General features: G+C 60.2%; 15 protein-coding genes and 1 pseudogene. 12 read left to right on the forward strand and 4 right to left on the reverse strand.

Going from position 1 to position 22323, the window contains the following annotated elements:
* Positions 1-187: 187 nt before the first annotated feature.
* From B1722_RS11075 to B1722_RS11095, 6 genes are all read left to right on the forward strand, one after another.
* Complete coding sequence (locus tag B1722_RS11075) at positions 188-1183, forward strand: AraC family transcriptional regulator (protein ID WP_086792488.1); 996 nt, start codon at positions 188-190, stop codon at positions 1181-1183.
* A gap of 270 nt (positions 1184-1453) precedes the next feature.
* Positions 1454-2479, forward strand: a complete 1026-nt coding sequence (locus B1722_RS11080) for a histone deacetylase family protein (protein WP_041071656.1) — start codon at positions 1454-1456, stop codon at positions 2477-2479.
* Positions 2476-3576 carry a polyamine ABC transporter substrate-binding protein gene (locus tag B1722_RS11085; RefSeq protein ID WP_086792489.1) on the forward strand — a complete coding sequence of 367 codons (1101 nt, stop codon included), beginning with the start codon at positions 2476-2478 and terminating at the stop codon, positions 3574-3576. The genes B1722_RS11080 and B1722_RS11085 overlap by 4 nt, the downstream gene beginning before the upstream one ends.
* A gap of 157 nt (positions 3577-3733) precedes the next feature.
* Positions 3734-6223, forward strand: coding sequence for a dermonecrotic toxin domain-containing protein (locus B1722_RS29810; protein WP_256578844.1), 2490 nt, complete (start codon positions 3734-3736; stop codon positions 6221-6223).
* Positions 6224-6378: 155 nt separating this feature from the next.
* A complete protein-coding gene (locus tag B1722_RS29815) occupies positions 6379-8331 on the forward strand; it encodes a hypothetical protein (RefSeq protein WP_256578845.1) in 1953 nt (650 codons plus the stop codon).
* A 22-nt stretch (positions 8332-8353) separates the two neighbouring features.
* Positions 8354-12868 carry a hypothetical protein gene (locus B1722_RS11095; RefSeq protein WP_086792490.1) on the forward strand — a complete coding sequence of 1505 codons (4515 nt, stop codon included), beginning with the start codon at positions 8354-8356 and terminating at the stop codon, positions 12866-12868.
* A 34-nt stretch (positions 12869-12902) separates the two neighbouring features.
* Here B1722_RS11095 and B1722_RS11100 read toward each other — a convergent pair whose 3' ends face one another.
* Positions 12903-14459 (reverse strand): PLP-dependent aminotransferase family protein, encoded by a 1557-nt coding sequence (locus tag B1722_RS11100; protein WP_041071663.1) that lies wholly within the window; start codon positions 14457-14459, stop codon positions 12903-12905.
* 92 nt (positions 14460-14551) lie between these two features.
* Between B1722_RS11100 and B1722_RS11105 the strand changes: the two genes are divergently transcribed.
* The 3 genes from B1722_RS11105 to B1722_RS11115 are packed head-to-tail and all read left to right on the forward strand — an operon-like array spanning position 14552 to position 16316.
* On the forward strand, positions 14552-15175 hold the full coding sequence (locus tag B1722_RS11105; RefSeq protein ID WP_086792492.1) for an FMN-binding negative transcriptional regulator: 624 nt from the start codon (positions 14552-14554) through the stop codon (positions 15173-15175).
* Between the two features lie 10 nt (positions 15176-15185).
* Positions 15186-15632 carry a GNAT family N-acetyltransferase gene (locus B1722_RS11110; protein WP_041071667.1) on the forward strand — a complete coding sequence of 149 codons (447 nt, stop codon included), beginning with the start codon at positions 15186-15188 and terminating at the stop codon, positions 15630-15632.
* Between the two features lie 12 nt (positions 15633-15644).
* Positions 15645-16316: a GNAT family N-acetyltransferase gene (locus tag B1722_RS11115; protein ID WP_086792494.1), complete on the forward strand. Its 672-nt coding sequence runs from the start codon at positions 15645-15647 to the stop codon at positions 16314-16316.
* A gap of 88 nt (positions 16317-16404) precedes the next feature.
* Here B1722_RS11115 and B1722_RS11120 read toward each other — a convergent pair whose 3' ends face one another.
* Positions 16405-17304 carry a homocysteine S-methyltransferase family protein gene (locus tag B1722_RS11120; RefSeq protein ID WP_041071671.1) on the reverse strand — a complete coding sequence of 300 codons (900 nt, stop codon included), beginning with the start codon at positions 17302-17304 and terminating at the stop codon, positions 16405-16407.
* Between the two features lie 110 nt (positions 17305-17414).
* Here B1722_RS11120 and B1722_RS11125 point away from each other — a divergent pair, with 110 nt between their 5' ends.
* Both B1722_RS11125 and B1722_RS11130 read left to right on the forward strand, forming a co-directional pair.
* Entirely contained in the window at positions 17415-18236 is an 822-nt protein-coding gene (locus B1722_RS11125; RefSeq protein WP_041071673.1) for an ABC transporter substrate-binding protein, read from the forward strand.
* Positions 18233-19069: an amino acid ABC transporter permease gene (locus B1722_RS11130; protein WP_003229672.1), complete on the forward strand. Its 837-nt coding sequence runs from the start codon at positions 18233-18235 to the stop codon at positions 19067-19069. The genes B1722_RS11125 and B1722_RS11130 overlap by 4 nt, the downstream gene beginning before the upstream one ends.
* A 31-nt stretch (positions 19070-19100) precedes the next feature.
* Here the strand turns inward: B1722_RS11130 and B1722_RS11135 are convergent, their stop codons facing one another.
* Positions 19101-19379, reverse strand: a complete 279-nt coding sequence (locus tag B1722_RS11135) for a helix-turn-helix domain-containing protein (protein WP_027610348.1) — start codon at positions 19377-19379, stop codon at positions 19101-19103.
* Positions 19376-20728, reverse strand: coding sequence for a HipA domain-containing protein (locus tag B1722_RS11140; protein ID WP_041071679.1), 1353 nt, complete (start codon positions 20726-20728; stop codon positions 19376-19378). Before B1722_RS11140 ends, B1722_RS11135 begins: the two co-directional genes overlap by 4 nt.
* Positions 20729-21229: 501 nt before the next feature.
* Here B1722_RS11140 and B1722_RS29575 point away from each other — a divergent pair.
* Positions 21230-22323, forward strand: a pseudogene (locus tag B1722_RS29575) (autotransporter domain-containing protein); the annotation flags it as partial.

A 22323-nucleotide genomic window follows, 5' to 3' on the forward strand; every position in this document is an offset into this window, starting at 1 on the left:
GCAGGAGTGAGCCCCTGTGGCGAGGGAGCTTGCTCCCGCTCGACTGCGCAGCAGTCGCAGTGTTTTGGGGCCGCTACGCGCCCCAGCGGGAGCAAGCTCCCTCGCCACAACAGCCCTCATACCGTTTGATCTTCACCCGGCATATAACTTGCTGCCGTTTCCAGCACCCCCAAGGCTGGAAGATCTTATGCTCCACTCCCACCTCACCACGCTCAACGCCGTCTCACTGGTGCTCAACACCTTCAAGACCGAAGGCCTGTCGAGCGAAGCGCTGCTGGCCGGCAGCGGCATCAGTGCAGCGGATCTGGCCCGTGCCGACACGCGCATCACCACCAATCAGGAGATGCAGGTCTGCGCCAACGCCGTTGCGCTCAAGCATGACATTGGCCTGGAACTGGGACGGCGGATGCATGTTTCCTGCTACGGCATCCTCGGTTACGCGCTGCTGACCTGTGCCACCTTCGGTGACGCTTTGCGCCTGGCGATTCGCTATCCGGCGCTGTTGGGAACACTTTTCGAACTGAGCCTGGAAGACGATGGCGAGCGCGTCTGGTTCGTCGCTGCCGATTACCGCGAGAGCCCGGAGATGGCAGTGTTCAACGCGGAATTCTGCCTGGTGTCGCTGAAGGTCATCTGCGACGACCTGCTCGGGCATCCGCTGCCACTGCTGGCGACGCGTTTTGAACATGCCGCGCCGGATTATCGCGACAGTTATGCCGAGCACTTCGCCAGCCCGCTGCACTTCGCCGCCAAGGACAACGCCTTTGCCTTCGACCGGCGCTGGCTCGATCAACCGTTGCCATTGGCCGACAGCATCACCCACCAGGCCATGGCCGACCGCTGCCGCAAACAAAACATCGAGTTCACCGGACGTCAGGCGTGGCTGGGGCGGATTCGCCAGTTGCTCAGTGCCCAGCTCAATGCAGCACCGGGGCTGGAGGGACTGGCCCAGCAGATGAAATGCTCGCCGCGCACCTTGCGCCGCCACCTCAAGGACATGGGCAGCAGTTATCAAGAGCTGCTCGACGAACTGCGTTTCGAGCGCGCCAAACAGATGCTCTTTGAGGATCAGTTGCCGATCTACCGCATCGCCGAGACCCTGGGTTTCAGCGAAACCGCGAGTTTCCGCCATGCGTTCGTGCGCTGGAGCGGGGTGGCGCCGAGTCAGTTCAGACCGCACTGATGATTCCTGTGTGGGAGCTGGCTTGCCAGCGATGACGTCAGTACAGCCGCCAAAGATCTCGCCTGACACGACGCTATCGCTGGCAAGCCAGCTCCCACAGATTTTGTATTGCCTGCCCATGACAGGTGCAAACCTGCGCCAACAAGGGGCGAATTTCGGTCAGCGTTTTTGGCCATATCGATCCCCTTTTGGCCTTTCCTGCCGTTCTCCGATTCGCCGCGCACCGCAACACTGGGGGCAACCGAATCAGCCCCCTGCGGAGAACAACAAATGCTGACGATCTACTCGGACGATCACCACCTGCACCACGGTCGCTGCGAACTCATCGACGGCCAGCTCAAGCCGTGTTTCGAAATGCCGTCGCGCGCCGACCACGTGCTGCAACGGGTCAAGAACCAAAACCTCGGTTCGGTGGAAGCGCCAAAGGATTTCGGTCTCGAACCGATCGCGCGCATCCACAGCCGCGACTACCTCGACTTCTTCAAAGGTGCGTGGGCACGCTGGACCGAATTCAACACCGACGGCGACTTGCTGCCCTACACCTGGCCCGCACGCACTCTGCGGCAGATCAAACCGACCAGCCTGCACGGCCAGCTCGGCTACTACAGCTTCGACGGCGGCGCGCCGATCACCGCCGGCACCTGGCAAGCAGCCTACAGTGCAGCGCAAGTGGCGCTGACTGCGCAGGCCGAAATCCAGCGCGGCGCCCGCAGCGCCTTCGCCCTGTGCCGGCCACCGGGACACCACGCCGCCAGCGACTTGATGGGCGGTTATTGCTACCTCAACAACGCCGCTATCGCTGCTCAGGCATTCCTCGATGCAGGCCACCAGAAAGTTGCGATCCTCGACGTCGACTATCACCACGGCAACGGCACGCAGTCGATTTTCTACGAGCGCAGCGACGTGCTGTTCACCTCGATCCACGGCCACCCGGAAGCGGAGTTTCCGTTCTTTCTCGGCTACGAAGATGAACGCGGCGAAGGCGCCGGTGAAGGCTTCAACTTCAACTATCCGCTGCCGGCCGGCTCCGGCTGGAAGGTGTGGAGCGCGGCGCTGGAACAGGCCTGCAACGAGATCGACAGCTACGGTGCCGACATCATCGTCGTGTCGCTGGGCGTCGACACCTTCAAGGACGATCCGATCTCGCAGTTCAAGCTCGACAGCCCGGATTACCTGGCCATGGGCAAACGCATCGCCGCCCTCGGCAAGCCGACGCTGTTCGTCATGGAGGGTGGTTACGCGGTGGAGGAAATCGGCATCAACGCAGTGAACGTGCTCGAAGGGTTCGAACAATGAACCGACTCAAGCACTGCATTGCACCAGCCCTGTGCGCGGCGCTGCTCAGCGTCGGCGCCCACGCCGAAGAACGCACCTTGCGCGTCTACAACTGGTTCGACTACATCACGCCCAAGGCGCTGGAAGACTTCAAGGCGCAGAACAGCCAGACCAAACTGGTCTACGACATCTTCGACACCAACGAAGCGCTGGAAGCCAAGCTGCTGACCGGCAACTCCGGCTATGACGTGGTGGTGCCGTCCAATGTGTTCCTCGCCAAGCAGATCGAGGCCGGGGTGTTCCAGCCGCTGGACCGCAGCAAGCTGCCGAACTGGAATCACCTCGATCCGAAACTGATGAAGCTGATCGAGGCCAACGACCCGGGCAACCAGTTCGCTGTGCCGTACATGTACGGCACCATCCTGATCGGTTTCAACCCGGCCAAGGTCAAGGCCGCACTGGGTGACAGCGCGCCAGTGGACAGCTGGGACCTGATTTTCAAGGAAGAGAACATCAGCAAGCTCAAGCAGTGCGGCGTCGCCCTGCTCGACTCGCCGTCGGAGATCCTGCCGCTGGCCCTGCAACACCTGGGCCTGGACCCCAACAGCAAGAAGCCGGCGGACTATGCCAAGGCCGAGGCGTTGCTGATGAAGATCCGCCCGTACGTCACTTACTTCCACTCGTCCAAATACATGGCTGATATTGCCAACGGTGACATCTGCGTCGCGGTGGGTTATTCCGGCAGCTTCTCGCAAGCGGCCAACCGCGCCAAAGAGGCGAAGAACGGTGTCGTGGTCGACATGCGCCTGCCCAAGGAAGGCGCACCGATCTGGTTCGACATGCTCGCCATTCCCAAGGGCGCGAAGAATCCGCAAGACGCCTACACCTTCATCAACTACTTGCTGCAACCGGCGGTGATCGCCCCGGTCAGCGATTTCGTCGGCTACCCGAACCCGAACAAGGACGCTACCGGACTGGTCGATCCGGCGATCCGCAACAACCCCAACCTGTACCCGACCGATGCGGCGATGAGCACGCTCTACACCCTGCAACCGCTGCCGCGTGATGCCGAACGGGCGCGCACACGGGCCTGGACCAAGATCAAGTCCGGCACCTGACCTTCACTTCGGTTTTTTTATTGGCCTGCGTTGATGCAGGCCTTTTTTTGTCCGCGATATCTATATACCGCCATGCCGGCCCCGACGGTCATTACCTTGAGCCCGAACGCGCACCGAACGCCCAACGGTACCCGCGCCCACCTCACAGGAAGTGACCATGAGCGAAGATTCCGCCCCACCCGCCGCCCTCCCGAATGAGCAGAATGACCTGCTCACCCAACTGGTGACGGGGCCCTCGATCAGGGAAGTCGCCACCCAGGCGCTGTTGCCGGCCCTGAAAACCCTCTACCCGCAACTGACCATTGATCCGCGTCTGGCCATGGTGGTGACACCGACCTGGGCCTTTGCTGCAACGCAGGTCATCCCCGGCGCAAGACGCTACGAATCACTGACGGGCGCCCTGGTCCGTCATGGGGTGGCATCCACGCCCGTGCTGTATTTCGATGGCGAGCATTACCTCACCCTGGAACCTCTGGCGCCGGTACCGGTGCAATTGCCGGTCAACATCGAGGCTATCGGGCGCTTGCTCAACGAACTTGCGCCCTTGCTGTTCATTGCGTTTCAGGAGCAACAGCTCAATTACTGGAACCAGCTCACGCGCCCCTCGACGCCACGCTGGAAGCAGTTGTCCCACTCACTGCGCGAGCGCTGGAACATTGAACCCGGGCCATCATGGGATGCCGATCAGGTTGCCATGGCCCGCCACTTGTTCACTTATCCGGAAAAGGGCGCTCGCCTGACCAACGACCGCTATCAATCGCGGGCCTGCCTGATCGACCTCGACCAGGTCGACGACGGTGCTGCAAGACACCTGAACACCCTCGACATGGCGGTGCTGACCGGAACGCTGGGCACTCGCACGCTGATCCTCACTTACACCGTAACCGGTGGTTTTCAGAGCTACGAGTCAATGCAGGCTCTGGGCGAGTCCCTGCTGAGCTACACGGCAGAAAATGACGCCGGCAATGCCTGGCAGTGGCGCCTGATCGAACCCGAAGGCAATTACTTCGACCACCTGGCCTGTAACCTGATTGCCCTGCAAGCCGATGCGATCGGTGCACTGGCGACCGATACCGACATCCGCAACCGCGATCTGGCCCCCCACATCAGTCGGGCGGCAGATGGACACGACCCGACGGACAGGCAGGCACCCTCGCGCTTCAACCGGGTCGAGCAAGGGTTGCCGGACTGGATGCTCAACGCGTCCTCCGTCGATCTCACGGCCTACAGTCGTCATCTGATGGACTTGGCGACCCTTCGCACACAGAACGCCAACCAGTCGTTTCAGGACGGGATCAAGCCGATCCGCGAGTACACCCTGGAGAAACTTCGCGAGGCCATGCTCAAGCAACATCCCGAGGCTGCAGATCTGGATCTGGCAGACATCGAAATCGTGGTCGACAGTGTCGTGGTCTGGGGCACTTTTGTGCCACCGACGGTACCACAACGTAGCACCTTGAGCCTGGTCGATCTGGCGCTGCAAAACCTGATCGCCGTCCCCCTGGGTGACAAGACCGTGCGCAGCAAAAGTGCTTCGACGCTGCCGTCCTGGATGAACGCGGCGTACCTGGAGGCCTTGATCGTCAGTGTCGACATCGGCAAGGCCTACCCGGCCCTGATCAAAGGCAAATTGCTTGACGATCCGCTGGAAAGCCTGCGCCGGCAGAATCTGTTCACCGGCCATATGCGGGTTGAGCTACCGCTGTTGGCCTTGCAACAAAAGATTCGCGGCCAGGGCGGGATCAATGAGCTCGGCTATCGCTATGTCGCGGCCGTGGTGCAGGTGCTCGATGCCAATCGCCGGGTCGACGGCCAGGAAATTGTCATTCGCCCACTGGCATTCAATCCCGGTTGGCGGCTGCTTGCCTCTGCGGACGAAGTGGCCAACATGTTTGTCATCGGTCCTCGGCAGATGGACAAGGGCCCCTGCCTGCTTTACCAGCCGTTACTTGACCAGTCCTTGCGCCAGTACCCGACACCGGCCAACCTGATTTATGCCATCAAGCATTCGGCCACCCTGCGCCAATCGGTGCTTGCCTGGTTACCGGACAGGGTACGCAGCCATTACTCCGACTACGTATTCACCGGCAGCCTGCCCTCGGTCTGGTCGCTCTCGCAGCTGTTGGCAGACCCGCTGACCCCTCTGCAAATGGGCGGCACGCTGTCCCTTGGCACGCAAGTCATTGCCAACGATTACCTGGCTGCTGTGTTCAAGAGCAACGCCTTGGCACTGGTGGATCTGGCACAGCGGCAATCGGTGTCCAACGCGCAAAACCGCTGGGCGACTTTCAAACAGGCGGCGTGGGCGATCCTCAATGCGGCGCTGCCCTTTCTGGGCAGTACGGCCGGTACCGCCGCGTGGATCTGGCAGATTCTGGAGGACCTGCAACAAGGCCTGGACGCCACAGAAACAGGCGACCGTGACCAGCAGAAAGCCGTGATGACCGACCTGTTGCTGACATTGGCCATGGTCCTCGCGCACCGCGGTGCGACGCGTCATACCACGGCCCGCCAGATCGAAGAAAAGCCTGTCGTGCCATCACGACCGAGATTCGGCAAGCCGTCGAACCGCCACCGGCCTCTATCGTGCAACTGCCCGACAGGGCAGGCGATTCCGCTACTGCCCGGCACCCTGTATCCCTACTGACCGGCCCGGCCCTGAGCCTTAGGGAAACGCTGGACCGTTTCCAAATCAGCAGACCCGAGCCTCTGACTCCGCCCGCTGCCGATAGCGGTGCGTACCGACATCTCTACAGCCACGACAACCGCTACTACACCCAGGTCGGGGAGCGCTGGTTCGAGGTGGCCGTGGAGGAAAACGGCGAGGTCTCGATCATCGACGCTCGCCAACAACCGCCACGCCAAGGGCCGCCGTTGATCGGCAATTCCCGTGGGCAATGGTTCGTCGACACCCGCCTGCGTCTGCGAGGCGGCGGCTTGTCTGCCCGGCGCAAAGCGATCAAACAGCAAAACGCTCAACGGATCGCCGAGCTCAAGCAGCAGTTGGCCGCGTTTGATGAGGAACGCGCCAACGCCAAAACCGAACTGATCGCCGCTTACAACCAGATGAAAGCTGCCAGCACCGAGGCTCGACCGGCATTGCAGCAACAATTTTTAGACCTGCTCGAGCAGCGCAGCAGCCAGTACGAAGCCCCCATCGAACAGCTCAAGGCGCTCAGCCTGCTTGAAAGCTTGCCCAACTACCGCTCCGCCATGACTTCGATGCTGGATACCCAGCTGTACTTCAACCAGAGCTGGCTCGATGAGAACAATGCCACCTTCAGCCGGACACTGCGTGAAACCCTGGCACTGCTGGAGGCGCAAGAGACTGCCGCGGGCGTGGGCGACCGGACGATCTATCGACAGATGATTGATCTCGCTGAAGGCGTAATCGGCAAGATCGAGTTTGCCCACTCGCGGTTCCAGGCGCTGAGCAGGCTAGGCAGAAACGCTGCCGAGATCACCAACAAGTACCGCAGGCAATTACCCGCTTTCAGCGTGAATGACCTCAAGGCGCTGCAAGTTTCACTGGCGCGTGAGGTCTGCTTCGAAGCAGGCGACAGCGTTGCTCTGAATGAGGCGCGAGGCGACTTCACCCGCCTGCTCGACACCACCAACCTGGCGATCCAGACCTCACAGGAACTGATTCAGGAAGACAGCGCCGAGGGGATTATCCAGCGCGCCGAAGCGCTTGATGGCGTGCTGGAGCAGTTCACGGGCATTACTCAAGCCTTCGAAGACATGTCCCTCAGCCACAAGGAAGTGCTGATCCAGCCGTCCTTCGAGCAAGTGCGCAAACGGGTCAGCGAATTCCACAAAGACACTGAAGATCATCTGGCGCAATTGCTGCGTGAACTGCCGACGACGGAGTCACGTTCCGTACCTTCACAACCGCCGCGAACCTCGCGCAAACGGGTCATCAAGACGCGCTTCAAAGGCACCGTGGTCGGCGAAATGCGCCCTTCGGCTCCCGGTGAACCCGTTTTGCTGGAGGTTCGCGCACCCGTGACCGGCAAGGTCATCGCCACCTTTCACGAAAAGACACCCGGGGTCTGGCTGGAACGCATCCCGGCCCCGCGGCGCCGTCCGGTCGCGCCTGCACCGGCGCTGGCAGTACAGCTGGTGCAGGGCCAGGCACTGCTTGATGGCCTGGAGGATTTCATTCGGCGAACCGAAGCCCAATCGAAGAAACCCGGCCGTATCCCGGTGGAAACCGAGGAGCTGTTTCGACAACAAGCCGAACACCTCGGACAAAGCGCCAGTGGCCTGGCGCAAGCCATGACCCCTCTCAGCACGATTGACGGCCAGAGCCAGACCGCCACCCGATTGCAGGCGGCGCTTGAGAAAGCAAAGGAGCGACTGTACGCCGAGGGTTACCGGGTTCGCGTCGACATGATCAAGCGGCAACCGCCGACGGCGGCGCGGGTGGAATGGCTCCTGAGCAAAGGTGAAATCGACATCGTGCGCAACGGTGATCGGCGCCGGCTCAAGGGGCCGCGCAAGGATTTTCTTCAGGAATACGAGATTCGCGAGCGTCGCGGGGCAGCGACTCTCTGGTACGCACACTTTCATTACCCACGGCTCGACGCGGCCATCAACGCCTTTACCGCAGCTCATTTGAAGACCCGGGAGCAGCGCTTGCTGGCCGGGGCTTTCGACGTCCGCGCCGACACTGCAAACCCGCAGCTCATCGCGATTTATCGCAGCGAGATCAGCCCGCAACTGGCTCGTGCCCTGTTCTTTTCGCATGCCTGAAATGTCAAAAAGGAAACTGACAATGACCGACTCTGTCGACAACCTCCGTCCCCCCGTCCTGCTGAAGAAAAACCTCGTCGTGCGGCAGACGAGCCAAGGCCCCACCGTCGACGAAGTGGCGGCTCAAATGCTGCGTAAAGCGCTGAAAGAGAGGTTTCCCGAACGCGATATCGACCCCGACCATACGCTCATCGGCACCCCTCAATGGCAATGGGACGACGGTACGCTGACGGCAATGCCCATCCGGTTCGAGTCTCTGACCCAAGCTGTAGTCCGGCAGTTCTTCACCGCCACCAGCGCCAATTACCTGGAAGGCGAACACTTCCTGACAACCGATCCGCAAGCCACACCCGTGCTGCACCTGGACATCGGCATCGAAGCCATCGCCACCTTGCTCAACGACTACGCGCCCCTGCTTTTCACCGCCTTTGGCGAACGTCAGCTGGATTACTGGAACAGCGCCGGACCCAAGTCAACGCGTTGGCAGGAGTTGTCCGATGCCCTGCGCAAAGCCCTTGATGTGCAGACCGACAGTGGCTGGGATGAAAGCCAATGCCACGTGGCCAGAGCCGTCTCGCAGTTCCCGGACAAGCAGCAGAGGCCGACTCGGGCTCCCGAGGTTTCGTCGATCAAGGCCTGCCTGATCGACGTCGATACGGTCGATGACAAGGGCGAGACCCGGCATCTGATCGTCGGCGGCGCGGCCGTGCTCACGGGGCGTTATCGGCAGCGCGACCTGGTGATGATGTACTCGGTAGAGAAGGGTTATGAGTCGTTCGACACTCTGGAATCGCTCGGAGCGTCTTTATCTGATCGCCTGCCCGAACAATTGGCCGGACGCAACCTGAAGTGGCAGTTGTTCGAGCCTGCAGGCAATTTCTTCGATCACATGGCCTGGGCGTTGATTGCCAGTCAACTCGATGCCATCGCCTCGATCACCAGCGCAGAACTCGCCGCCGATCACACGCCGTACGCCCCGGACTTCACTCGTGCCGACCATCCCCGCGATACCGGACTGGACGACGCCATTCCCGACTGGCTGATCGGCGCCTCGGCGGCGGACATGGAGCGCTACAGCCGATCGGTCAGTGCGCTGGGCAAGCTATACAAACTGGCAGACAAGAACCTGTTCCGGATTGCGTCCATCACGACCTTCGCTGGCAGGTGTATGCGCGAAGCCATTCTGGCCGATAAAAAATCTGCGGCCGGGCTGCCGCTGGAAACCCTTGAAATCACCATCACCAACAGCTTCGAGTCGGGGGGCCTGACGCTGCCCAACCCCAACGATACTCATACGGAAACCCTGGGTGAGTTTGCACTGCAGAACGCCGCCCCCTACCAGGCAAGCCTGCGCTTCAATCCGCCGCAAGCCGTTCCCCGCTGGTTGAACGCGACCTATCTGACAAACATGGCGAGCCAGGTCAACATCGGCACGACCTATCCACAGTTGATCAAGGAAAAACTGATCAATGATCGGCCGCAAGCTGCATTACAAGCACAGTTCTATATCAGACAACTCCAGGCTGTGCTGCCGCTCGTTGCACTGGAGAACAAAATCCGTCGCATCGCCGGTTTCAATGAGCAGGGCTATCGCTATGTGTGCGAATGGCTCAAACCGACACCCGCTCATCCGCAACCGGTGGTGATACGCCCTCTGACCTTCATCCGCTCCGGAGAAAGCATCGGTGATACGGTGGACAACATGTTCATCATCGGCCCCCGTCAGCCCGAGGCCGGCCCCTGCGTGCTGTACCGGCCACTGTTCGAACAATCGCTGATGCAGTTCCCTTCTGCGCAAAACCTGCTGTACGCCTTGCACCAACCGGGAGAGCTGAGGGATTCGGTGCTGGCGTGGTTGCCCGATGCAGCCATCAGCTTCAAATACGCTCAATTCACCTTCCCGATCGGCTTGCCCACCCCATGGCTCGGCGCTGAGTTGCTGCTGGAACCCTGGACCTCCGTGAACTGGGCCGGGCCGGTCGAGCTCGGGTCGCAGGAACTGAGCGGCGATGTATTCGCCAAATTGTTCCAGTCCCATGCCCAAGCGATGGCACAACTGGCTGACCGGCAATCGCAATCCAATGCTGAACGCCGCTGGGCCTTGCTGCGAGACAGCGGCTGGGCCGTGTTCAATGTTGCTGCGAACTTTCTCAGCGGCCCGGCTGGCGCGGCCATCTGGATCTGGCAAAGCCTCACTGAAATCGAACATGCGCTGGAGGCGCATCAACGCGGCGACAGGCTCAACGAATGGAGTTCGGTGGGCGACATGTTGCTGACCTTGGGCATTCTCCTGGCCCATCACGCTGCCGTACGCCGCAAGGCCGGCCCACGCCCATGGTCAGACATCGACAACAACGTAGCCGACTTGCCGCAGAAACCGGCCGTAGCGCCCGCCAAACCTGTCGTGACCCTGATTCCCACGCCACTGACCGATGAACTGCCTCCCGCTCATTACAATTCACTGGAAGCCAGCGGCTCCATACCTCGCAGGAGCCCTGCGGCCTTGATCGCGTATCTGCAAGATGCCGCAGTCCCGGCTCCGGACCTGACTGATCCGAATGTGCAGACCCTGCGGCGCGGTCGTGCCAGCCTGTACAGGCTCAATGATCAGCTGTACGCACAGGTCGGCGAACACTGGTACACGGTGATCGAAAACGATGATCAACAACTGCAGATCGTATTTGCCGGCAATCCGCGGAAAACCGGGCCGCTTCTGGCGCAATTTGCTCAAGGCCAGTGGGTGGTCGATACGCGTCTGCGCCTGCGCGGGGGAGCCGGTGGGCAGAGTCTGCAAAACCGGCTCAGGGCCCAACGCAGGGAGAAGGAGCAACAGCGAAAACAGCTGGAAACCGCGCTGAATGACTTCAAACGCCAGGAACCCGCGGCCGATGCCGCGTTGCAACGGGCGCTGGATGAAATGCTCGCGGCCAGCGGCCCTGCGCACGAGCAAGCCACCGAGCGCTATCTCGCACAGGTTGAAACGCTGATTGGCGATTATGACGCCGCCCTGAAAAACCTCGAGCAATGGCGCCAGAAAGGCGGCAGCGAAGGCTATTTGCATGATGTGCTGCGCCTGACCACGCTGCTGCAGAAAAACCTCGCCCTGTGGCTTTCCCTCAAACGCAACGCCTATGCCAGCCTTGCCCACAAGCTGGTCGAGAACAACGAGATCGAATCGGACACCGCGCTGCAAACTCATATCGAAAATGTCAGACAGACATTGGCATTGAGTCAGGACATGGTGACGCGCCTGCGATTGTCCCAGACCTCACTGGCCGCTCTCGAAACCCTGGGAAGTGCCGGTATCACCGCTGCACAACGCTTGCGCGCGTTGCTGCCGTCATTCACCGAGTGGGATCTGAAGTCCAACGAAATCGGCATGTCCCACGAGCTGTGCATGCGTAACTCGGCCAGCGCAGCGGCCGCGCCGGAGCGTGACGTGGTGGGATTGCTGATCATCGAGGCAGCTACCGCCACCCATCAGCATGCACAATTGCTCAAAACGCCGACCGCGACAGATGCAATCGCGCTGCACATCGAACGTCTGAGCAAGCTGATCGATGTTTATGCCGACACCGATCAGCGCCTCACAGACCTTCCTGGTGAAATGCCGGACAAACTGGAACCGACCCAGCTTGAACGAATACGTGGCCTGATCAACGAGTTCCGGCAACTGGCTCAGGATCAATTGAACGCGCTGCTGCCCGAGAACGTTGTCAGCGCCCCCCCCAGACCGGCCGTTGCGGGGCCCTCCCGCCCAGCCATAAAAGTGACCAAGAGCCGTCCTCGCGAACCGCAATCCATCAACGCTTCAACCACAACCGAACAACCTCTGGAGAGCGTACTGCCGCCGAGGCCGCGTCCGAATCGGCAACCGCCGTTGGCAGACATCGATATTGTCGCCAATAGCCTGAAACTGGTTGATGACGTGCAGACTTTCACGCAACAGACACGCAAGGACGCGTTACGGCCCAACCGGATTCCGGCGGACATGCAGGATCTGTTCGATCAACGAGCAGCGCTTCTGGAGCGAGCGGCGGCCGATGCTGCCCAGGCCCTCGCCCGCATTCGCGCAACTGGCGGCGCAACGCCGCCGGTGGGCAATATCGGGGCGTATCTCACCGCCGATGCCCAGCGATTACGGACCGAAGGCGTCAACCTCCGCGCCAGCATGCTCAAGCAGCGCCAGCCTCGTCAGGCTTATCTGCAATGGATGCTGGACAATCATCAAGTGCAAATCGAACGCAATGTTCAGGGAAGGATCAGGACCAAAAAACGTCGCGATTACTTTCAGGAATACCGGATTGTGGATGTAACCAACAAGCATCAACCATTGTGGTTGGCGCATTTTCACTACGACTCGCTGGAGGCTCCACTGGAAAGCTTCACAGCGGCGCACCTGAAAATCGCTGATGCGCATTTGCAGCAATTCACTGCCGAACGCCGCGAGGCACTCGGCACATTGGCACCGATTGACTATGTGCTGCGACGAATCAGCGACCCGGCGCTGTTTTTCAAACTTGAACCCCAGCCCTGACTCAGGCGACGGGGCGGTCTGGAGCCCGCCCCTTTCAATCCACCTGCCAGGCCCTGCGCAACCTGTCCAGCGCGGCGTCGATCGCCGGTTCAGGCACCGCAGCAAACCCCATCACCAGACCGGCGCGCTGCTCCAGCTCAGCGCCGGAGTCTGGCAACCAATAGCTGCTCAAGCCATTGATCTCGACCCCGACGTCACGGGCCAATTCGATCAACTCCCGCTCACGCGCCACGCTGTCCACTGGCACGGTCATATGCAGGCCTGCGGCCACGACGGGCAACGGGCCGACTCCCGGGATGTGCGCCGGCCACCCCTTGAGCAGCGTGTCGCGCCGGCTCAGCGCCGCTCGCCGCATACGGCGGATGTGCCGCTGGAAGTGTCCGCTCGCCATGAATTCGGCCATGACCGCCTGGGTGCTGACTTCGGAATGCCTTACATCCACCGCACGCCGTTGAGCGAACGCCTCCACTAACCCCGGAGGCAGCACCAGATACCCCAGGCGCAATGCCGGAAACGCCACCTTGCCGAACGTGCCGACATACAGCACCCGTCCCTGCCGATCCAGCGCCGCCAAAGGGGCCAGCGGCGCGCCGCTGTAGCGGTACTCGCCATCGTAGTCGTCCTCGACGATCCAGCCTCCTGTGCGCTCGGCCCAGGCAAGCAGTTCAAGGCGTCGGGCAAGACTCATCACCACCCCGGTGGGATATTGATGGGAAGGCGTTACATAAGTCAGGCGACAGTCGTTCAACCTCGTCAGTTCGGCACAGTCGATGCCCTCGTTATCCACAGCCACACCGTGCAGATTCGCACCGGCCACGGCGAAGGCGTGACCCGCTGCTCGATACCCCGGATTTTCAATCGCGACGCCGTCACCCGGCTCTACCAGCAACTGTGCACAAAGGCTTATTCCCTGCTGCGCACCGCTGGTGATCACAATTTGTTCAGCTGTGCATTGCATGCCCCGAGAACTGCGCAGATAGGCAGCGATCATCCCGCGCAACCGTGCATCACCGGCCGGATCGCCATAACACAGCTGCTGCAAATCCGGTTTTCGCCAGAAAGCCGCATTCAGCTTGGCCCAGACGTCGAACGGGAACAGATCAAACGCCGGTACACCGACCCGAAAAGCCCGGGGCGGACCACTGGGCGGCCGGGCCAAATGGTTATTTCTGACCCGGGTCAGCGGATCGTTGTGGATAACGTTGCTGGATGGATCCACAGGTAAATCCGGGCATTTTGTGGATAAGGCTGTGGGTAAGCCTGTTGAAAACCCTGTGGATACTTTTGTGGACAACTTTTTCGCTGGCAACGCTGCGTGAGGCAAATGCGCAACGTAAGTGCCATCACCGACCCGACCTTCGATGAAGCCTTCGGCATACAGTTGATCGTAGGCGCGCACCACACTGTTACGCGAAATGGCCAGCGCCGCCGCCAGATCACGACTGGCCGGTAGCCGCGTGCCGCTGCACAGCCGCCCGTCCAATACGCGCAATCGTAATGCCTGATAGAGCTGGCGGCTCAAGCCTTGGCGGCGGTCGAGTTCGATTCCGGCCGGATTGAACGGCATAGACAGTGTGGTCGGTTCGGGCATGGCAATGGACCTATGAAATTGGTCATCAATGGCTCTTACAACAGACCAATAGCCTGCCTAGGATGCAGGCATTCGCCAAGGAAAATCTCTCCATGTACACGCCCCGCGCCTTCGCCATCGACGACCTGTCGCAATTGCACGAACTGATCCTCGCCACTCGCCTTGCCATTCTTGTGAGTCACGGTGAAAACGGTCTGCAAGCCAGCCATGTGCCGGTGCTGCTGCACCGCGAACAGGGTCCGAACGGCACGCTGTACGGGCACCTGGCAAAAGCCAATCCGCAATGGAAAGACCTGCGCGACGGCGCTGAAGCGATGCTGATATTTGCCGGCCCCGACGCCTACGTCAGCCCCGGGTTTTACCCGAGCAAGGCCGAGCACGGCAAAGTCGTGCCGACCTGGAACTACGTCGCCGTGCACGCCTACGGCCACGCCGAAACCTTCAGCGACGGCGGGCGGCTGCTCGACATCGTCAGCACACTGACTGATCGCCATGAAGCCGGTCGCGCGCAACCGTGGAGAGTCGACGACGCGCCAGCCGACTACATCGACGGCATGCTCAAGGCCATCGTCGGTTTCGCCATTCCCATCGACCGCCTCGAAGGCAAGCGCAAGCTCAGCCAGAACCGTAGCGCCGAAGACATTGCCGGCGTGCGCGAAGGCCTGGCTGCCAGCCCCGACATCAATGACCAGACCCTCGCCCACTTGATGCGTTAAGGAAATCAGCATGAGTCAGATCCAGATCCGCCCGGTGACTGCCGGTGATCACACCGCCTGGCTGCCGTTGTGGCAGGCCTACCTGCGCTTCTACAACAGCGAGTTGCCGGACGCCGTCAGCCACAGCACCTGGCAGCGTTTCCTCGACCCGAGCGAGCCGACCCACGCTGCCCTCGCCTGGGCCGACGGCAAAGCAGTGGGCATGGTGCATTTCATCTATCACCGTTCCAATTGGAGCATCGAAAACTCCTGTTACCTGCAGGACCTGCTGGTGACGCCGGAGACCCGTGGCACTGGCGTCGGACGCCGGCTGATCGAACACGTCTACGCCACCGCCAAGGCCGACGGTTGCTGCAAGGTGCATTGGCTGACCCACGAAACCAATGCCACCGCGATCCAGCTCTACGAGCGCATCGCCGAGCGCCCGGGGTTCATCCAGTTTCGCAAAGCCATTTAAGGAGCCGCGTACATGACCACTTCACTCGCCGACTGGAAAGGCGTCCCGGCGCCCACCAGCAAACTGCTCGAAGGCCGCTTTATCCGCCTGGAAAGACTTGACCCGGCGCGCCACGGCGACGAGCTGTTCAACGCCCTTGAGGGCCCCGGCGCCGACCCGAAGCTGTGGGATTATTTGCCCTACGGGCCGTTTCCGCAGCGCAACGCGTTCAATGACTGGCTGAACAACCATGCGGCCAGCAGCGATCCGTATTTCTTCAGCATCATCGACCGCGCCTCGGGTCAGGTGCAGGGCATTTTGAGTCTGATGTCGATTGTCCCGGCGCAAGGCCGCATCGAGATCGGCCACGTGACCTTCGGCGCGTCGATGCAGCGCTCGCCGAAAAGCACTGAAGCGGTGTACCTGCTCGCCAAATATGCCTTCGCGCTGGGCTACCGGCGCCTGGAATGGAAGTGCAACAACGGCAACGCCCGCTCCAAATACGCCGCCGAACGCTTGGGCTTCAGCTTCGAAGGCGTGTTCCGCCAGCACATGGTGGTCAAGGGCCAGAACCGCGATACCGCGTGGTATTCGATTCTGGATTCAGAGTGGCCGGCGATTGCGGCAGGGTTCGAGCAGTGGTTGAGCGATGCCAACCAGACGCCGACCGGGCAGGTGAAAGGCTTGGTCGAGTGCCGTCGTTAAATCGTCAAAGCAAAATCGGCAGCTCCTACAGGGTGAACATCAATCCCCTGCAGGAGCTGCCGAAGGCTGCGATCTTTTGATCTGTTGTTTACCCCAGTTCCTGCGCCAGCACCGCAATGTGTTCCGGCCCGATCCCGCAGCAACCGCCCAAATGGCTGGCGCCCCGCTGCTGCCAGTCAATCGCCCAGTGCAAATAACCCGGCGGATCCAGGTCATCGCGCAACGGGTCGAGACCGTCATTGGCCGTTGCCTCTTTCGGTTGCGGTGGAAATGCATTGGCATACGCGCCGATGTGAATCTGCACGCCCAGGCGTTCGAAGGTGGCGCGCGCTGCGTCAATCGCCGCGCCGATCACTTCCGGCTGGCTGCAGTTGAACAGCAGCGTCTCGACGCCCAGCTCCGCCGCCACGGCCGCTGCCTCAGCCACCGGCTCACCGGAACGCAGACGCGGTACTTCGTCGGTGTCTTCATCCTTCAAAGTAAACGACAGCCAGAACGGTTTGCCGTCCTGCGGCAGACCGGCACGAATGGAACGCGCCTCGATGATCGAGCTCTGGGTTTCCGCCAGCCACAAATCGACATGCGGCGCCAGGCCGTTCACCAGTGGCGCCAGCAATTCGTTCACCCGCGTCGCTTCGAACAGGTCCGGGCGATAGGAACCGAACAGCGGCGGTAACGAACCGGCCACTCGCACCGCTTTGCCCGACGCCTGCACCGCACGCTGTGCCAGCTCTCCGGCCAACGCCGCCAGAGCCTGGCCTTCAGCGGCAAACCGCGCCTCGCCGATATGAAACGGCACGACCGCATAACTGTTGCTGGTGATCACATTGGCACCGCTGGCGATGTAGGCGGCGTGCACCGCTTCGACCGCTTGCGGCGCTTCGATCAGGGCCAGCGCCGACCACTCGGGCTGCCGAAACGGCGCCCCGGCGCGTTGCAACTCACGGCCCATGCCGCCATCGAGAATTACCGTGCTTGCTGTGCCCATATGCTTTTCGCTCATATGCTTATGAAAATTACTCACTACCAGAGTAGTTCTTATAACTATTTAATACGCACCATTCGGTTAATAACAACCCCTTTTTTCAGGTGTCGACTGTGAAACTTCAACCGCTACTGGCCTTGGGCCTGACGATTCTGGCCGCGTCCACTCAAGCCTTCGGCGGCGCCACACTCGATCGCGTCGAACAGAAAAAAGAGCTGGTCGGCGTGCTGATGGAAAGCTACCCGCCCTTCTCGTTTCTCAATGAGCAGAATCAACTCGACGGCTTCGACGTCGACGTCGCCAAAGCCGTCGCGGAAAAACTGGGGGTCAAGCTGCGCCTGGAAACGCCATCCTGGGACGTGATCGCTGCCGGTCGCTGGAGCGGGCGCTATGACATCTGCATCTGCTCCATGACCCCAAGCAAGGCGCGCGCCGAAGTGTTCGATTTCCCGGTCGAGTACTACGCCTCGCCCGCCGTGATCGTGGTCAACGCCAAGGACGATCGCATCCACGGCGCCAAGGACCTGAGCGGCAAAAAGGTCGGCCTGACCAGCGCCAGCAGCTACGAAAGTTATCTGAACAAGAATCTGGTCATTGAAGGCGCCGAAGACACGCATCTGGAGTACCCGTTCGAGGATGTGCAGATCGCTCCGTACGATACCGACAACGTCGCCTTCCAGGATCTGGGCCTGGGCGCCGGTGTGCGCCTGGACGCCATCCTCACCAATCTGGTGACCGCGCAGCCGCGCCTGAATCAGGATCAGCGTTTCAAACTGGCCGGCGCGCCGCTGTACTCGGAGCCGAACTCGGTGGCCATCGAGAAGGGTGATGCCGAGTGGGACGCCAAGGTGCGCGAGGTGTTTGCGCAACTCAAGCAGGACGGCACGCTGAGCAAGCTGTCGCAGAAATGGATCGGCGCCGATATCAGCCAATGACTGCCTTCCCGACACCTCCACAGCCACCACAACCGGTAGCTGAATCGCGCCTGCAACGGCTGTTCGGTTTCCGCACGCGCCTGTACCTGACCTGGGCGGCGATGTTCAGCCTGTTCGCCGGGTTTTTCCTGAGCTTCGATCTGAAGCTCTCGATCATCCTCGACAAGCTGCCGAATCTGCTCGGCGTGCACCTGGCGCCCAACGGCTTTCTGCAGGGCGCGGCACTGACCCTGTTTCTCTGCGCCTGCGCGATCGTCGCTTCGTCTTTGCTGGGCTTCGTCACCGCTCTGGCACGCCTCTCGAAAAGCGCCGTGGCATTCGGGATCGCCAGTTTCTACACCTCGTTCTTTCGCGGCACGCCGCTGCTGATCCAGATCCTGCTGATCTACCTCGGCCTGCCGCAACTGGGCGTGGTGCCCGGTGCAGTGGTGGCCGGGATCATTGCCCTGTCACTCAACTACGGCGCGTACCTCAGCGAGATTTTCCGCGCCGGCATCCTCGGCGTGCCCTATGGCCAGCGTGAAGCTTCGCTGGCGCTGGGCATGCGCGAGAGCGTGATCTTCTGGCGCATCACCCTGCCCCAGGCGATGCGCACGATCATCCCGCCGACCACCAACCAGTTCATCTCGATGCTCAAGGACTCGTCACTGATCTCGGTGATGGGCGTCTGGGAAGTGATGTTTCTGGCGCAGTCCTACGGACGCTCGAGCTACCGCTACATCGAGATGCTGACCACGGCGGCGATCATTTACTGGCTGATGTCGATCGGTCTGGAGCTGATTCAGGCGCGCATGGAACGGCATTATGGCAAGGCTTATGTGCGGCGCAGCTAGGTTAATCAGCACCTTGCGCCAGCGTCGGGTTTTAATTGATCTCTCGTCGGATCCGCACCACGCCCATTTTCAGTCCAAACGGACGAAACACTGCATTCAACGATTTCAATGTCTGATTGCCCTCGCCATGCTCGATATGCACCAGCGTGCGAACCGATATTTTGCACATCCTGGCAAACTGGGTTTGATGCAGACCGGTCACTTCCACGCGTAGACGGCGAACCGCTTCACCGATCTCCAGTGTCCCTTGGGCCAGCGCCTCTTGAATGTTTTCGATGAGCACCGTGCGCTCGGCTACCGTCATGCTCATTTCAGATCCCACTCTTTCAAACGTTGCTCCAGATTTTTCAGATGGATTCCCGGGTGGTTCATCGTTCTGTCGGGCAAACCGCTCGCCGTCAATATGTCGGGGAGCGCCGCCAGACGCTGGGCATCTTCACGCAAGCGTTCGAAAGGATCTGATGCGTCGGTCAAGCCTGCCAAAGGGTCTTTGGGATCGGTGATATCAGCCAATGCGCGGCACACTCCCCGCCAATCGACCTCTCCCGCCCTCTCCAGATCTTTTGGCCATTTGGTTGTCCGGGTCACACCCTCGTCATCCATGACCATCGGGGCCAAGTCATAGATCGGCGCCAGACGAAACGAACTTTCCTGGCGAATTATCGCGATGTTACGACCATGGTTATCCGAGTTACCGAGGATCTTGTTGATCAGGTCCCGACGTAAGTAATCCGTCACAAGTTCGGGGATCTGACTGGCCTGTCCTGCTTTTCGCCAGAGCCCGGCGAGCATGCGGATGACATCCAGATGATTCATTGCACTTCCCGGCGCCGTTACTTCAGCCAGTGAATAGATTGACTCGACAGCAAAACGATTGACTTCACCGTTCGTTACTTCTCGATCAAAGCGCTGCATCCACAAGCTCGGCTTACTCGCTTCTTCTAATGCCAAACCTTCTACCGCGATCGTTTCAATGCCGAGTTTCTGAAGCGCCTTGTAGTAATGGAACTCGCTGCGCAGGATATCTTGATCGACCAGACTTCCTTTGTTTCTGGCAAATTTTATAAACCAATGCTGCCTGACCTCTTCATCGCCCAATACCGCATCGGGGTACAAAAGGCCGGTCTTGTTTTCAGCCAATAGTAGCTTCGGTGCCTCACCGCCTGCCCCTGTAGCACCACCAACTGCCGCGCCTTGCTCATAGGCGTATTCCAGAAAGCGACTGTCGCGGTGAATAACATCCTCACGCCTGAATCCGATGGGTTCACGCTCATCGACAGCCTCGGCCGACTCTTTTATGCGCATATTGCCAATGGGGGCTGGAGTGCTCTGGCCGAGCAGATACAGATCGGCACCGATATGCGCCGGTTTCTCCTGCCCCAGACGCGCAAGCAGAAATTTTTTTGCCGCTCCTGCGGGGGCAATGTCATAGACAAATGCGGGCGTACTGGAGCGTCGCCCTTCCCAATCCAATGGATACAACGCACTGACGGCCTTGGAAAACGGAGAGCCTATGGCTTCAATATTTTCGACAAGGTATGGCGTCTCGTAGCCGAAACTGCAGCGACTTTCGAACCCCATTTCAGGATTGTCGAAACTTAGAATCATGACGTCGTGCCATTTTCCAGCACTGAATATCTGTAATGTCAGGTTGTACATGTCTCAACACCTGCATTTAATTGCATTTAAACAGGAGATTTATTGCCCGTAGATGCAATATAGTGCATTTCGACAGATGATGGGGCATTGCAATATGCAACAAAATGCAGATAAGACTGAGCTTAAGATCATCTGAACGCAAAATAATGCAGGTCATCCTCCGACTTCATTCTGTAAGAACCCCTCGCTATACGAACGGCCCGCTAATAACAAAAGGCCCTCCATCCATGCCCTGCAGCGGCGAGATTGGCACCAACAGTCGCAACTACGGGTTGATCGGGCAGTCGCAGATGAGTTTCTGATCATTACAAGCGGCTAATGGCAATTCAATTTGTAGGAAACGACAACGCGACGGCACGACGCAATCCGACAGTCTTTGTCGAGCCGCCCTTTTCCGAAGATCAAACAGACGTAGCCCGCAGCACCGGGCGATCCGGCTGACATCGGTGCCTGCAGGCTCCAACTTAGAGTTTGGCCTCCTTCCAAGAGAGGCTGAACTCGATGCCCGTTCAATCCCACTTTCGACCCAAACACCTGACACTGGCCATTACTCTGGCGATGGGATGTGCTGATCTGTCCATGGCTCAGGACACACCGCCCGACACTCAAGGCATCTCTCCCGCCCCCTCTGAAACGTTCAAATCAGCGATCAACGCTTTCGCCAATCATCCGGACACCGTCCAACTGAAGGTCAGCAAAGCGTATCCGGCGCAGGAGGGTGTAGCGCTGGCGCTCGATGGGCGCAACGATCTTGTCATCGTGCAATCTCGCGGCAGTTTCGCCGGTCTGGTCGACGGTGGCGGGGGCGACAACCTGCTGCAACTCGACGCGAACAAGAAAGGCGTGCTGGGTGAAACCCGTAACTTCAGCGGGCTGGAGGTCAGGCGCGGGAGCTGGACCCGTAGCGGACCGGGTGATTTCAACATCGGCGTACTGGTTCATCCGAAGGCAATGCTGGTTAACGATGGGCAAATTCTGGGTACGGCTGTGACCGAGGGTATTCTGATCAACAAAGGAGCGATCAATGGCGGCGCCACTGTCGCGTCTGGCGGAGACCTGACCAACCAGGGCCTCATTGACGGCACGGTGGATGTTCATGAAAACGCCCATATAGCCGGGAATGGTGCGGTAAATCATTTGAATGTGTACGGACGCATGACCGTCGACGATGTCTACGGCGCACCCAAGGTTTCGGGAGATCTGCGCCTGGCCCGTTCTGCCGTACTGGCCTATGCCGTGGATGTATCCGGCAACAGTCAGACGGTGGTCGTAAAAGGAGCCGCGCATTTGGGTGACGCCACCCTGAAACTCGTCACCGCCGGCGACTATCCGCAAAGCAGTCAGCACACTGTTCTGCAAGCGGAAACGATTGAGGGACAGTTTGGCACCGTTGAAAACGATCTGGCATACATGACCCCGACGCTGCACTACGAAGCACAACGAGTGGGCTTGCTCTATGCCCGTAACGATGTGCGGCTCGAAAACCTTGCGACCACGCAGAATAGCCATGCGCTCGCCCAAAGCATTGACGAAACACCCTCCCCATCTCAGCAACCTCAGCAACCTCAGCAACCTCAGCAACCTCAGCAACCTCA

This window comes from Pseudomonas sp. SCPG-7, assembly GCF_002156405.1.
GTDB lineage: Bacteria > Pseudomonadota > Gammaproteobacteria > Pseudomonadales > Pseudomonadaceae > Aquipseudomonas > Aquipseudomonas parakoreensis.